This is a genomic window from Mycetocola reblochoni REB411, from assembly GCF_900163835.1.
Classification (GTDB): domain Bacteria; phylum Actinomycetota; class Actinomycetes; order Actinomycetales; family Microbacteriaceae; genus Mycetocola_B; species Mycetocola_B reblochoni.
Map to the genome: position 1 here is coordinate 1 of NZ_FUKR01000080.1, position 12,988 is coordinate 12,988.

The 12,988-nt window shown below is 71.0% G+C and carries 13 protein-coding genes; 5 read left to right on the forward strand and 8 right to left on the reverse strand.

Annotated elements, in window-relative coordinates; all coding sequences use genetic code 11:
- The first annotated feature begins 38 nt into the window (after positions 1 to 38).
- Positions 39 to 1,298 carry an MFS transporter gene (locus FM119_RS13365; RefSeq protein WP_245827543.1) on the forward strand — a complete coding sequence of 420 codons (1,260 nt, stop codon included), beginning with the start codon at positions 39 to 41 and terminating at the stop codon, positions 1,296 to 1,298.
- Between the two features lie 69 nt (positions 1,299 to 1,367).
- On the opposite strand, the gene FM119_RS13370 is transcribed toward FM119_RS13365, so the two are convergent.
- Positions 1,368 to 1,790, reverse strand: a complete 423-nt coding sequence (locus tag FM119_RS13370) for an organic hydroperoxide resistance protein (protein ID WP_087138662.1) — start codon at positions 1,788 to 1,790, stop codon at positions 1,368 to 1,370.
- A 217-nt stretch (positions 1,791 to 2,007) separates the two neighbouring features.
- A complete protein-coding gene (locus tag FM119_RS13375; RefSeq protein WP_179205347.1) occupies positions 2,008 to 2,655 on the reverse strand; it encodes a TetR family transcriptional regulator in 648 nt (215 codons plus the stop codon).
- Positions 2,656 to 2,742: 87 nt separating this feature from the next.
- Between FM119_RS13375 and FM119_RS13380 the strand changes: the two genes are divergently transcribed.
- Both FM119_RS13380 and FM119_RS13385 read left to right on the forward strand, forming a co-directional pair.
- Positions 2,743 to 3,504: an SDR family NAD(P)-dependent oxidoreductase gene (locus tag FM119_RS13380; RefSeq protein ID WP_087138663.1), complete on the forward strand. Its 762-nt coding sequence runs from the start codon at positions 2,743 to 2,745 to the stop codon at positions 3,502 to 3,504.
- A gap of 50 nt (positions 3,505 to 3,554) precedes the next feature.
- Complete coding sequence (locus tag FM119_RS13385) at positions 3,555 to 4,196, forward strand: short chain dehydrogenase (RefSeq protein ID WP_245827540.1); 642 nt, start codon at positions 3,555 to 3,557, stop codon at positions 4,194 to 4,196.
- On the opposite strand, the gene FM119_RS13390 is transcribed toward FM119_RS13385, so the two are convergent.
- Positions 4,189 to 5,241 carry an Lrp/AsnC family transcriptional regulator gene (locus tag FM119_RS13390; protein WP_087138665.1) on the reverse strand — a complete coding sequence of 351 codons (1,053 nt, stop codon included), beginning with the start codon at positions 5,239 to 5,241 and terminating at the stop codon, positions 4,189 to 4,191. The two genes, FM119_RS13385 and FM119_RS13390, sit on opposite strands and share 8 nt — an antisense overlap.
- A 127-nt stretch (positions 5,242 to 5,368) precedes the next feature.
- On the opposite strand from FM119_RS13390, the gene FM119_RS13395 reads away from it, so the two are divergent.
- Both FM119_RS13395 and FM119_RS13400 read left to right on the forward strand, forming a co-directional pair.
- Entirely contained in the window at positions 5,369 to 6,916 is a 1,548-nt protein-coding gene (locus tag FM119_RS13395; RefSeq protein WP_087138666.1) for an AbgT family transporter, read from the forward strand.
- 37 nt (positions 6,917 to 6,953) lie between these two features.
- A complete protein-coding gene (locus FM119_RS13400) occupies positions 6,954 to 8,159 on the forward strand; it encodes an amidohydrolase (protein WP_087138667.1) in 1,206 nt (401 codons plus the stop codon).
- 71 nt (positions 8,160 to 8,230) lie between these two features.
- On the opposite strand, the gene FM119_RS13405 is transcribed toward FM119_RS13400, so the two are convergent.
- The 5 genes from FM119_RS13405 to FM119_RS13425 form a co-directional block, all read right to left on the reverse strand.
- On the reverse strand, positions 8,231 to 9,478 hold the full coding sequence (locus FM119_RS13405; RefSeq protein ID WP_087138668.1) for an amidohydrolase family protein: 1,248 nt from the start codon (positions 9,476 to 9,478) through the stop codon (positions 8,231 to 8,233).
- Between the two features lie 49 nt (positions 9,479 to 9,527).
- On the reverse strand, positions 9,528 to 10,322 hold the full coding sequence (locus FM119_RS13410) for an ABC transporter permease (RefSeq protein ID WP_087138669.1): 795 nt from the start codon (positions 10,320 to 10,322) through the stop codon (positions 9,528 to 9,530).
- Positions 10,319 to 11,101: an ABC transporter permease gene (locus FM119_RS13415; protein ID WP_087138670.1), complete on the reverse strand. Its 783-nt coding sequence runs from the start codon at positions 11,099 to 11,101 to the stop codon at positions 10,319 to 10,321. The genes FM119_RS13410 and FM119_RS13415 overlap by 4 nt, the downstream gene beginning before the upstream one ends.
- Positions 11,098 to 11,919 (reverse strand): ABC transporter ATP-binding protein, encoded by an 822-nt coding sequence (locus FM119_RS13420; protein ID WP_087138671.1) that lies wholly within the window; start codon positions 11,917 to 11,919, stop codon positions 11,098 to 11,100. Before FM119_RS13420 ends, FM119_RS13415 begins: the two co-directional genes overlap by 4 nt.
- Positions 11,916 to 12,988, reverse strand: a 1,073-nt coding sequence (locus FM119_RS13425; RefSeq protein WP_143822730.1) for an ABC transporter substrate-binding protein, incomplete at its 5' end; no start/stop codon positions are given. The genes FM119_RS13420 and FM119_RS13425, both read right to left, overlap by 4 nt.

Consider the following 12,988-nt stretch of genomic DNA (forward strand, 5'->3'; position numbering starts at 1 on the left):
CCCCCGCCAACACCCCCGCCCCCGGGCCGACGGGCTCGATCCTGCACCAGCCCGTCGCGGTCTGGGCGATCGCCTTCGCCTGTGCGGTGTCGTTCATGGGAATCGGCCTCGTCGACCCGATCCTGCCCGCCATCAGCCACGAGCTCGATGCGACGCCCGGACAGACGATGCTGCTCTTCACGAGCTACCTGTTCATCACCGGCCTGGCGATGTTCTTCACCGGCTGGGTGTCCTCCCGGATCGGGACCCGTCGAACCCTGCTCGTCGGCCTCGCGCTGATCGTGCTGTTCGCCTGCCTCGCGGGGCTCTCCGGCAGCGTGGGCGAGATCATCGGCTACCGCGCGGGCTGGGGCCTGGGCAACGCCCTGTTCATCTCGACGGCACTCGCGGCCATCGTCGGCGCCGCGTCGGGCGGCAGCGGCCAGGCGGTGATCCTCTACGAGGCGGCGCTCGGCGTCGGCATGGCGGTCGGACCACTGCTCGGAGGCGTGCTCGGTTCCCTCTCGTGGCGCGGCCCGTTCTTCGGCACGGCCGCGCTCATGCTCGTCGGCTTCGTCGCGATCCTCGTCCTGCTGCGGGATCGTCGCGGCGCGGCACCGGCCGATCGCGCCACCGGCGCCCCGGTCGACCACGTGTCGCTGCTCGCGGGCTTCCGCGCCCTGCGCGACCCCGCCCTGCGGACGCTGGCGCTGACCGCGCTCTTCTACAACTTCGCCTTCTTCACCCTGCTGGCCTACAGCCCGTACCCGCTCGAGGCGGCGGCCGCGCGGGCGGGCACGGAGTTCGGGGCCCACGAGCTCGGGCTGGTCTTCTTTGGCTGGGGCCTGGCGCTGGCGGTGACGAGCGTGCTCGTCGCACCGGTCCTGACCCGGCGCCTCGGCCTGCGGCCCGTGCTGTTCGGCATGCTCGCCCTGCTGACGGCGGGGATGGCGGTCCTCGCGGTCGGAACAGGGTCCGTCGCGGTGCTGACCACGACGATCATCGTGTGCGGACTGTTCCTCGGCGTTCTCAACACCGCGCTGACGGAGACCGTGATGGAGGCGACCGAGCTGCCGCGCTCCGTGGCCTCGTCGACGTACAGCGGGGTCCGCTTCATCGGCGGAGCGGTCGCGCCCGCGGTCGCCGGGGGCATCGCCGACACCCTGGGCGCCGGTGCGCCCTACGGGGTCGCGGTGGGGGCCCTGCTCGTGTCGATGCTCGTGCTCTCGGCGGGCGGACGCCACCTGGCCGCCGTCGGTCACCGCCCGTCCGAGTCCGCGGTCGGAGAGGCCCAGGCCATCGCCCTCGGCGACGAGTGACCTTTGCCGGGGGCGGGGGCGTGTGCCGGTCGTCGGCCGTCGACCCCCTCCGCCCCCGGCAGCGAGCCCTCAGTCGTCCGTGACCTGGACCTCGACGTCGATGTTTCCCCTGGTCGCGTTCGAGTAGGGGCAGACCTGGTGCGCGGCGTCGGCGAGCTCGACGGCCGTCGCGTGGTCGAGCTCGGGGATGGTGACCTCGAGCAGCACCGCGAGCTGGAAGCCCCCGGAGCCGTTCGGCCCGATGGAAACCCGGGCGCCGACCGTGGAGTCGGTGACGTCGACCTTCTTGTCCCTGGCGACGGCGAGCAGCGCGGAGTGGAAGCAGGCCGCGTAGCCGGAGGCGAACAGCTGCTCGGGGTTGGTCGCCCCTCCGGCGCCGCCCATCTCCTTCGGGACGCGGACGTCGGTGTCGATCAGTCCGTCGGTGGTGGCGACGTGGCCGTTGCGCCCGTCGCCGGTGGCCAGTGCCTCGGCCGTGTACAGGGTGTCCATGAGCGGTCCTCTCCTCGCCCGGGTGCTCCGGGCGTCCGTGCTCGTCCCCGCGCGGCGAGGGTATCGGGGGCGGGGCGGGGACGGGTGGTCCCCCGGCTCAGCCTCCTCCTCGACCCTGGACGCACTCCGAGTGCTCCGAATGCTCCGAGTGCTCAGAGCACGCCGCGTGCCCGGCGCGGTCCGCGCCGTCGCGATGGCCCGCCCGCACGGGACCGGGTCATGCCCGGCTCGCCCCGAGTCCGTCACTGACCAGACGAAGAGCCGCGTCCACGGTCCCCGACACCTCTCCCCGCTCGGACTCGTCGACCTGCGCCCAGGCGAGGATCGCCGCGAACAGGGCGGAGAAGGTCACGGCCGCCCCGACGACGACGGAGAGATCGTCCTCCGGCCGCCCCAGCGCCCTCGCGATGGGGGCGCGCAGCAGCCGGGCCACCGCGTCGAGGCGGGGAGCGCCGTGCGCGCGCAGCGCGGGGTGCTTCGCGATCAGCCGCAACCTGGCCGCGCTCAGGGGCGCGGTCCGCTCGTCGAAGGCCACGTCCAGGGCCGCGACGAGATCGTGCCGAAGCGCACGCAGGCCGTCCCTTGGAGCCGTGGCGGCGAGGCCGTCCCTGACAGCACCGTCGAGGCGGGCCGCGATCGCGCTGTCGACGTCGTCGAAGCCGCCCCACACGAGCTCACCCTTCGAGGGGAAGAGCCGGAACAGGGTCCGACGGCTGATCCCGGCCGCCGCGGCGACGTCGTCCATGGTCGCCTCGTCGAAGCCCACCCTGGCGAACAGCTCGAGCGCGGTGCGCGCCACGCGGTCAGGGTTGGCCGTCGCCGGACGCCCACGGGGCCGACGTTCGGTCGCGCTGTTCTGCTGCACCGGCAGCCCTCCTTCTGGCACTGAGTGTTATAAATGGATCGAGGGTCACAGCCGACCCTCCGCACACCCCGATCAAGGACGGCAGACATGTCCGCACAGACACCCACCACCCGCTTCGACGGCTCGACCGTCATCGTAACCGGCGCCGGCTCCGGCATCGGCAGGGCCACCGCTCTGCGCCTGCTCGCCGAGGGAGCCACCGTCGTCGCCACCGACGTCATCGCCGACCGGCTCACCAGCCTGCGCGACGAGGCCGACAGCGACGCACTGCGAACCGTGCTCGGCGACGTAACCGCCACGGCCACCATCGACGAGATCCTCACGGCCGCCGACGGACGCGTCAGCGGCCTGGCCAACGTCGCAGGGATCATGGACGGCTTCCTGCCGCCGAGCGAGGTCGACGACGCCACCTGGGAGCGGCTGTTCAACGTCAACGTGACCGGGCCGATGAAGCTGACCCGGGCCGTTCTGCCCCTCATGATCGCCAGCGGATCGGGCGCGATCGTCAACGTCGCCTCCGAGGCCGCCCTGCGCGGCTCGGCTGCCGGCGCCGCGTACACGGCGTCGAAGCACGCCATCGCCGGCTACACCAAGAGCGTCGCCTTCTTCCACGGCCCACAGGGCATCCGCGCGAATGCCGTCGCGCCCGGCCCCGTCGCCACGAACATCGAGGCCCCGATGCTGTCCGAGTACGCCGCCGGACGGGTCGGCCCGATCCTGCAGACGACGATCCCCCGGCCCGCCGCGCCCGAGCAGCTGGCCGCGTCCATCGTCTGGCTGCTCAGCGACGACTCGAGCAACGTCAACGGAGTGGTGCTGCCGAACGACGGCGGCTGGTCCGCGGTCTGAGCGCCACCGCCGTCCCTCCCCCGTCGCCGCGCCCGGCGTAGAGTCGGTTGGTGCCGCGGGAACGCCGTGGCACCAACCGCAGCGGGAGAGGGAACGGCATGCGCATCATCATCGTCGGAGCGTCGGGCACCATCGGAACGGCCGTCACGGGGCTGCTCGCCGAACGCCACGAGGTGATCGGCGTCGGCCGGAGCACGACCCCCGCCGTCGATCTCGGCGACCCCGGCAGCGTCGCCGAGCTGTTCCGCTCCGTCGGCCCGGTCGACGGGGTGGTCGCCTGCACGGGCTCCGTGCCGTTCAAGCCCTGGGCCGAGCTGGACGAGGCCGACTACCGATCCGGCATCGACTCCAAGCTGATCGGCCAGATCACCCTGGCCCGGCACGCCGCGACCGCCCTGCGCGAGGGCGGCTCGATCACGCTCACCAGCGGCGTGCTCACCGCGGACCCCATCCCCACGGGCACGGCCGCGAGCGTGGCCAACGCGGGGATCGAGGCCTTCGTGCGAACCAGCGCGGGCGCGATCGGCCGCGGGATCCGGATCAACGCGATCAGCCCCGGCGTGCTCGTCGAGTCGCCGCAGTTCCACGACAGTTTCCCCGGCTTCGAGCCCGTGCCCGCGGCACGGGTCGCTCAGGCCTACCTGCGCTCCGTTGAGGGCATCGACACCGGGCGCATCCTCGCGGTCAACTGAGCGAGCCGGGCGCCGCGGGCTCCAGCTCCTCCGGGAGAAGCCAGGACACGAAACCCTCGTGCGCGCGGTTGTCGTCGAAGAGGTGACCGACGCGCTTGTAGTAGTGCAGCAGAATCGCGCGATCGGTCACCCGGACATCTAAGCTGCGAACCAACTGTGCCTCGATGCTCGCGGCCTCGGGCAGGTCACGCAGCCACACAATGACATACAGATTGCTCGTGCCGCCAGCCAGTCCAGCGCACAGCCTGGTCATCGACAGCTTCGCGATACTGGCCGCGGTGTCCTCCAGTCGTGCGGCGGGCACAACCATCCAGAGCGCCAAGGCATGCGGCCAGTGATTCTGCTCGAGCGACAGGTCGACGCGCTGCTGTATCCACCCGTTGCGCAGGAGCCTGTTGACGACCCTTCGCGCATGGCCGTCAGAGCTGCCGAGTGCCGTCGCCAGTTCGGCTGCTGAGGCCCGGCCGTTGCGCTCAAGCACCGGGAGAACGGCGCGCCACTGGGCCAGTGAGATCGGCTCCTCATTGCCCAGCTGCGCCTCGGTGGTGTCGAGGCCCCGCGCTCCGCCCGGCGCTCCGAGCGCCCGCCACCGTGACCCCTCACTGAACATCCGGCTGACGATCGACGAGCGGACACCGATGATGTCGGTTCCCCTGCCCAACTCGTTCTGCAGCAGACGGCGGAATTCGGTCATGTTGCGGGTGAGAACAGTCAGGACCAGGTCGCGGTCGCCGGTCAGGCCGGTCACCGTCACGATCCGTGGGCTTCGGCGCAGACTGGCCGCGACCTCATCCACGCTCCCCGGCCGGCAGCGCACCTCGACGATGGCGCAGAGCAGCCCCCAGGTGAAGCCTGGATAGCTCGCGATCCACGCCGCACCCTCATCTGTGATGGAGCGCCAGCGGCGACGGGCGGTGGGCGCGCTCGCCCCGAGCACCCGCGCGACGGATGCCCAGGGGGCCCGCGGTGAGTCCTGGAGGATGTTCACCAAGCGGAGGTCCGAATCGGACAGCCAGTGCGGATGGTCGGGGGTCACTTGGTTCATATCGAACAGATATACAAGTGTTGGAGCACTCAATCGACGGATGTGACCTGAACGAAACACAAAAGCGGAAAGCTCGCTGCAACCACGCAGGAGGGCTCAGGCCCACGAGCACACCGTCGGAGTTCACATGTCAGTTGAGCAACCAGTCCAGACGCTCGCCGAGGCACGCGGGGTCGGCGCACGCGTCCTGCGCGGGATCGAGCGCGCGGGCAACCGGCTGCCGCACCCGTTCTACCTCTTCCTCATCATCGCCGGACTCGTGGCGGTCGCGTCGGCCATCGCAGCGCTCCTCGGCGCATCCACCACCGACCCTGCCACCGGCGAACGCGTCGCCGTCACGAGCATTCTCTCCGGCGAGGGCGTCGCCTACGTCATCACCAGCGCGATCGAGAACTTCGTGACCTTCCCCCCACTCGGGCTCATCGTCACCGTCATGCTCGGCATCGGCGTCGCCGAACGACTCGGACTGCTCCAGGCGGCAATGCGCGGCGCGGTTCTGGCCGCCCCGGCCTGGTCGGTCACCTTCGTCGTCGTGCTCGTGAGCCTGATGGGCAACCTGGCCTCCGACTCCGCAATGGTGATCCTTCCGCCACTGGCCGCGGCCGCCTTCCTCGCCGCCGGACGGCACCCCCTGGCCGGCTTCGCCGCATCGTACGCGGCCGTCGTCGCAGGCTTCAGCGCGAACATCATCCCCGCGGGCACCGACGTCCTGCTGTCGGGTATCACCACGAGCGCAGCGCAGATCGTCGACCCCGAGGCGAGCATCTCCCCCATCGCGAACTACTACTTCATGGCGACATCCACCCTGCTGCTCGCGGTGGTTATCACGGTCGTCTGCCAGCGCTACGTAGAACCGCGACTGACCCCGTACACCGGGAGTGCCGCGGACGACAGTGCCGAGCCGCTCACCGCCGAGCAAAAGCGCGGCCTTCGCAACGCGGCGATCGCGACCGGGGTGTACCTCGCTCTTCTGGCGACGGCCGTGCTCATCCCCGGCTCCCCACTCCGGGGGGAAGACGGCGGGATCCTCCGGTCGCCGTTCATGACCGGGCTGCCGGTGTTCATCCTCTTCCTGTTCCTGATCGCCGGGATCACCTACGGCCGCAGCGCAGGAACGCTCACGTCTGCGCGAGACGTCCCGGAACAAATGACCGCGTCCATCCGCGAGATCGTGCCGTTCATCGTCGTGATCTTCACCGCCGCGCAGGCCATCGCGTGGTTCAACTGGTCAGGCATCGGCCTGCTGCTGGCGACCTCAGGCGCCGAGGTGATGAACGAGATGGGGCTTGGGGGCATCGGGGGTCTGCTGCTGTTCAGCCTGTTCGTCACGCTGCCGGCGCTCCTGCTCTCGAGCGGTTCAGCACTGTGGACGCTGCTCGCCCCCATCTTCGTGCCGATGTTCATGCTGGCGGGCGTCGACCCCGCCTACGTCCAGGCCGCATTCCGGATCACCGACTCGGCGACGAACCCGCTCGTCCCGATGAACCCGATGCTCCCCGTCGTCCTTGGCCTCATGCAGCGGTACGAGCCCAAGGCTGGCCTCGGAACGCTCTTCAGCCTGGTCATCCCGTTCACGCTCGTGATCTGGGGCGTCTGGCTGACGCAGTTCGTCGTCTGGGGCCTCTTCGGTCTGCCCGTCGGGCCCGGCCACAGCCTCATGCTCCCGTCATCCTGATTCCGTCACCCGCCGTTCCACCAGCAAGGAAGAAACAATGCATCAGCACACCCCGAACACGATCCCGTCGATCATCGAGCAGCTCACCGCCCTCGTGCCGGCGCGGATGCCGCAGCTCACCGAGGTGGCAGCCGATCTGCACGCACACCCGGAGATCCGGTTCACGGAGGTGCGAGCTGCTGCGCTGCTCAGCTCGGCGCTGGACGATGCCGGTTTTGCGGTCACGCGAGGGTTCGCCGGGCTTGACACCGCTTTCGTCGCTCGATGGTCGACTCCGGACGCCCAGCCAGGCGACACAACCATCGCCGTCTTCTGCGAGTACGACGCACTCGAAGAGATCGGTCATGCCTGCGGGCACAACATCATCGCAGCGGCGGGGTTGGGCGCCGGGCTTCTCATCATGGACTTCCTGACGGTCTCACCCGTCCCGGCGAACCTGATCGTCATCGGCAGCCCCGGCGAGGAGGGTGCGGCGGGGAAGGTGCCGATGATCGAGGCCGGCGTGCTCGACGGCGTCGACCTGGCCATCATGATCCACCCCGGACCCTCCAACTCGGTCGACGGGACCACGCTGTCCCGCGTCGCACTCGACATCGACTTCCACGGCAAGTCCAGCCACGCTGCGGCCGCCCCGGCACTCGGCCGCAACGCACTCGACGCCGCGACCCTGTCACTGACGGCTATCGGCCTGCTCCGCCAGCAGCTCACCGACGACGTACGCATCCACACCATCATCACCAACGGCGGGGACGCACCGAACATCATCCCCGAACACACCGCGATGCGCGCGTTCGTCCGCGCCGCCGACAGAGAACACCTGCTGAACGACGTACTTCCGCGCGTGCACGCGTGCTTCGAGGGCGCGGCCATCGCGACCGGCACCAGCGTGACTGCCATCGAGAACACGCCCCGCTACGACGCGCTCCGCTCGAACCCCGTGCTCGTGTCACTCGCAGAGGAGGCGTATCTGGCCGTCGGCCGCGAGATCAACCCCGACCCTGACGTGGCCGGCTCCACGGACATGGGCAACGTCAGCCAGCTGGTCCCGGCGATCCACCCGATCATCGAACTCGAGGCGGGCGTCGCGCCGCACACGCGGGCGTTCGCGGCGGCGGCGGCGGGCGAGTACGCGACGAGCGCCATCCAGGACGGCAGCGTGATCCTGGCAGCGACCGCGATCGCAGCCTTCCGTGACCGCGGCATCGTCGATGAGGCCACGCGCCAGTTCGACGGCGAGCGGTAGCACTCGGCCCTCGCGACACGCGGCAACCGGCGGCGGCGGGCTCTCGTCCACCCCTCGCCGGTCCGTTCCGCTCAGCGCGGCAGCTCGCCCGCGATCACCCGGCCCCGGCTGACGACGGCGACGATGTTGTCGACGTCGAGGTCGCCGATCCGGGTCCACGGCTCACCCCGCATGACGACGAAGTCGCTGCCGTGGCCCTCCCGCAGCCGCCCGACCGTTCCGCCGATACGGACCGCGTCCGCGGCGTCGGAGGTCGCCGCCCTGAGCGTCCGCTCCGCGTCCCAGCCGAACATCGCCGCCATCGCTCTGGCCTCCGTCATCTGGTCGCCGAAGCGGACGAACTGGCCGTTCGCGTCGGTGCCGAGCACGAACCGGACCCCGGCCCGCCCGGCGGGACCGAAGCCCCGGTCACGTCTCTCCACCACCTCGACGGCCTTCTGCTGCGCCTCCGCGCCCACGCCGGCGTGCCCGTCGGCGATCATGTCGTTGATGAGCAGCGTCGGCGCCACGGGCACATCGCGCTCGACCAGCTGCTGCCAGTGCCGCTCCTCGATCCCCGTGCCGTGCTCGATCGAGTCGACGCCCTCGGCGAGCGCGATGTCGACCCCCTCCGCGGTGTGCGTGTGCGCGGCGACGAGCAGGTTGAGGGCGTGCGCCTCGTCGATCGTCGTGCGGATCTCCTCGATCGTCTGGTTGCGCCAGCCGACCCGGTCGCCGACGGAGAGCACGCCGCCCGAGGTGTAGATCTTGACGCCGTCCGCGCCCTCCCTCGCCCACTGCCGCACGAGCTTGCGGCACTCGTCCGGGCTGTCGGCGACCGGGTCGCGGTCGCGGTAGTGCCGGGGGATGAACAGGTCACCGTGCCCGGCGGTCATCGCGACCTGGCCGTGGGCGAGCAGGCGGGGACCGTCGAGGACGCCCGCGTCGAAGGCGCGCGCCACCGACATCTGGATGGAGTCCGCCGCGAGGTCGCGCACGGTGGTCACGCCGTTGCGGGCGCAGCTGAGGGCGTTCGCCGCGACGTGCAGCGACCGCTCCTCCGGGGGCGTGACGATGAGCCAGGCGGAGGCCTCGCCGCGGAACGGCACGGCCGGGTAGCCGAGGTGCACGTGCGTGTCGACGAGCCCGGGGATGACGCTGAGACCCACGAGCGCGGGGTCGACGGTCGTCGAGGCCTCGACGGCCTCGATCCGGTCGCCGCGCCAGCGCAGCGTGCTGCGGCCCCTGGACGCCTCGCCGTCCCAGAGCGCGATGCCGTCGAGGACGCGTTCGCCCTCGTCGCGCGTTGTCGCTGCCGGGCCGGCGGGGGTGCTGTTCATCGGGGGAGTCCTCTCCTGGTGGGGCGCCGGGCGCCCGCTGTCGTGACGGTCATCGCGTCTCGCCGAGGCGGTCGGTGACGAGGGTGTCGACCACGCTGACGACAGCGTAGGCGAGCACCGTGACGCCGGCGACCGTGACGGCCGCCGCCCACATCTGGTCGTAGCTGAAGCTGCCGGAGGCGCGGGAGATGATCCCACCGAGCCCCTCACCGGTGGACAGCCACTCCCCGATCATCGCTCCGGTCACGGCCGACGGGATCGACACGCGCGCCGAGGCGAGCAGCGACGGCACGGCGGTCGGGATGGACACGGTCCGCAGCAGCGTGAACGCGTTCCCGCCGTACGCCGTGACCAGGTCGTGCTGCTCCGCCGGGACCGACCTCAGCCCGTAGAGGATGTTGGCCAGTGCGGGAAGGAAGACGACGATGATGACGATCGCGGTGACCCCGCCCAGCCCGATGCCGAAGATCAGCGAGATGAGCGGGGTGAGGACGATGAGGGGGATGGAGCGGAGCACCATGGCTGTCGGCATGACGATCCGCTCCAGAGCCGGCGACATGCTGAACAGCACGGCCAGCAGGAACGCGAAGACGAGCCCGACGAGGTAGCCGATGCCCGCGTCCCTCACCGTGACGGCGAGGCCGTCGGCGATGAGCCGCCGGTTCTCCGCGGCGGTGTCGTCGGTGACGAAGAAGGCGAACACGTCCCACGGGCGCTTGCCGATCAGCGGCGAGATGCCCGCCACCTCGAGGAACACGGCCCAGAGGACGACGGCGAGAACGAGCGCGGCGGCGGTCACGCCGAGGCGGCGCAGGACGGTGGCGGCGGTCGAGGCGGCGGTCATCGGGCGGCCTTCCGTGGCGCCCACGGCGTCAGCGCACGACCGAGCAGGCCGATCAGGGCGTAGCCGGCGAGCGAGATCAGACCGGCGATGATGCTCAGCGCCCAGACGCGCTCGGGCAGGATCTGGCGCTGCGCGGCGTTGAGCGCGACGCCGATCCCGCTGTCGATGCCGCCGAGGTACTCGCCGACGATGGCGCCGAGCAGCGCTCCGGGGACCGCGACCTGGAGGGCCGTGACGATGGCGGGCAGCGCGGCGATCAGCTTGACCTTGCGGATCTGCGTCCAGCGCCCTCCGCCGTACGCCGCGACGAGTTCGACCGCGCCCCTCCCCGCCGACTTCATGCCGAGGATCGCACCGACCAGCGTCGTGAAGAACACCAGGAGCGCCCCGAGGAAGATCGCCGAGGCGGTGCCGCCGAAGATGACCATGATGATCGGCCCGACGGCCGTCACGGGGAGGCAGTTGCTGATCACGCCGAACTGGGTGACCAGCTCCTCCAGCCGCGGCACGACGAGGACGAGCGAGGCGACGGCCAGACCGGCCAGGTTGCCCCAGAGGTAGCCCTGCGCGGCACGCGAGATCGTCGCCGACAGGTTGGGGCCGTAGAACGCCCAGCCGTCGGAGAAGACGGACTGCACGACCGCGGCCGGCGTCGGGAAGGACGAGGTGGAGCCGAGGCCGGCCGTGCCGAGCCACCACACCAGCAGGAGCAGGGCGATGCCGACCGCGCCCCCGATCCACGGCCGGCCGAGGGCACGCCGGAACGCCGTCGCCGTCATCGCTCGGTCGCCTCGCCGGGGCTGAACAGCAGCGAGCTCAGGTGGTCGACGATCTCGTGGAACTCCGGCGTGCGCATCATCTCCATCGTGCGGGGCCGCTCGAAGGGGATATCGACCATCTCGATGATGCGGCCGGGCCTGGCCGACATCACGGCGACCGTGTCACTGAGCAGCACCGCCTCGGAGATCCCGTGCGTGACCATCAGGGTGGTCGCGCTGCGCTCGCTCCAGATGCGCTGCAGCTCCAGGTTGAGCCGCTGCCTGGTCATGTCGTCCAGCGCGCCGAACGGCTCGTCCAGCAGCAGGAAGTCGGGGCGGACGGCAAGGGCGCGCGCGATGGACACCCGCTGGCGCATGCCGCCGGACAGCTGGCTCGGCCTGGCCTTCTCGAAGCCGCTGAGCCCCACCAGCGCGATGAGCTCGTCGATGATGCCGTCGTCCCTGATCCCCTGGATCTCCAGGGGAAGCCGGATGTTGCTGCGGACGGAGCGCCACGGAAGCAGCGCGGAGTCCTGGAAGGCGATGCCCATGCCCTCGGCGGGGGTGCCCGCGGCGACGGGCCTTCCGTTGACGCTCACGCTCCCGGTGCTCGGCGTCTCCAGCCCGGCGAGGATGCGCAGCACCGTCGACTTGCCGCAGCCGGAGGGGCCGAGCAGCGAGATGAACGAGCCCCTCTCGGTGCGCAGCTCCACCTCGTCGAGGGCGGCGACGGTGCTGCGACCGCTGCGGAAGGTCTTGCTCAGCCCGCTGATGGCGATGCCAGCGGCGACGCCGCCACCCTCGGGGGTGGCGGCGTCGCGGGATGCGCTGGGGCTCATCGGAGCTCCGGGTTGGCCTCGAACACGTCGTCGAGGAGGGTGAAGTCGAACAGCTCGTCGGTGCTGATGTCGATGCCGGCGAGCGCCAGGGAGTCGACGGTGGACTGCGCCAGCTCGGGGCTGACGGTGAGCAGGCCGTTCTTCTCCGTCTCGTCGGTGCTGATCAGCTCGGCCTGACGGTCGACGCTCAGCGCGATCGAGTCGCGGTCGTACTGCTGGTCCTTGCCGTACACGTCGACGGTCAGGTCGACCGCGAGCTCGGGGTCGGCGATGGCGTCGTTCCAGCCGCGGACGAGGCCCTCGAGCAGCCCCTCCACCCCGGCGCGGTTGTTGTCGATGGCGTCCTGGCTGGCGACGATCGACTCGCCGATGAGCGGCAGCCCCGCGTCGGCGAGCAGGAACTCGTCGGCGTCGAAGCCGGAGGCCGTGAGCGCGGCCGCACCGGTCGTGCTGTAGCCGAGGTAGCCGTCGACCTGGCCGGTGGTCAGCATCGAGGTGTCGGAGAGGGGGACCGTGGTCACGTCGTCCGCGCTCAGGTCGTTGGCGGCGAGGAACGCGTTCCAGACCAGGGTGTTGCTGTCGCTGACGGCGATGGTCGTGCCGGCGAGGTCGTCCGCCCCGGTGAGGGGCGCCTCGGCCGAGGACACGATGGCGAAGGGGTTCTTCTGGTAGAGCGCGCCGACGATCTTGACCTCGGCGCCCGACTCGATGGCGGGGGCGGTGATCAGCGGGGCGGAGATGCCCAGCAGCGCCTGGCCCGAGGTGACCGCCGCCTCGGCGCTCGTCGCGGAGGAGCCGCCCGCGATCAGCTCGACGGACTCGAAGCCCGCGTCGGTGAAGTAGCCCTTGTCGTCGGCGACGTACGCGCCGGCGAACTGCTGGTTCTTCAGCCAGGACAGCTGGATGGCGGCGGTGCCGAGCGAGCCGGCCGCCCCCTCGGTCGCGGTGTCCGTGCCGGCGCCGGAGCCCGTCGAGCAGGCGCTGAGCAGCAGCGCCGTCGCCGCGGCGAACGCAGACGACGAAGTGAACACCGTAACCACCACAGGCGGAACGCCCCCCACCCGCCGCC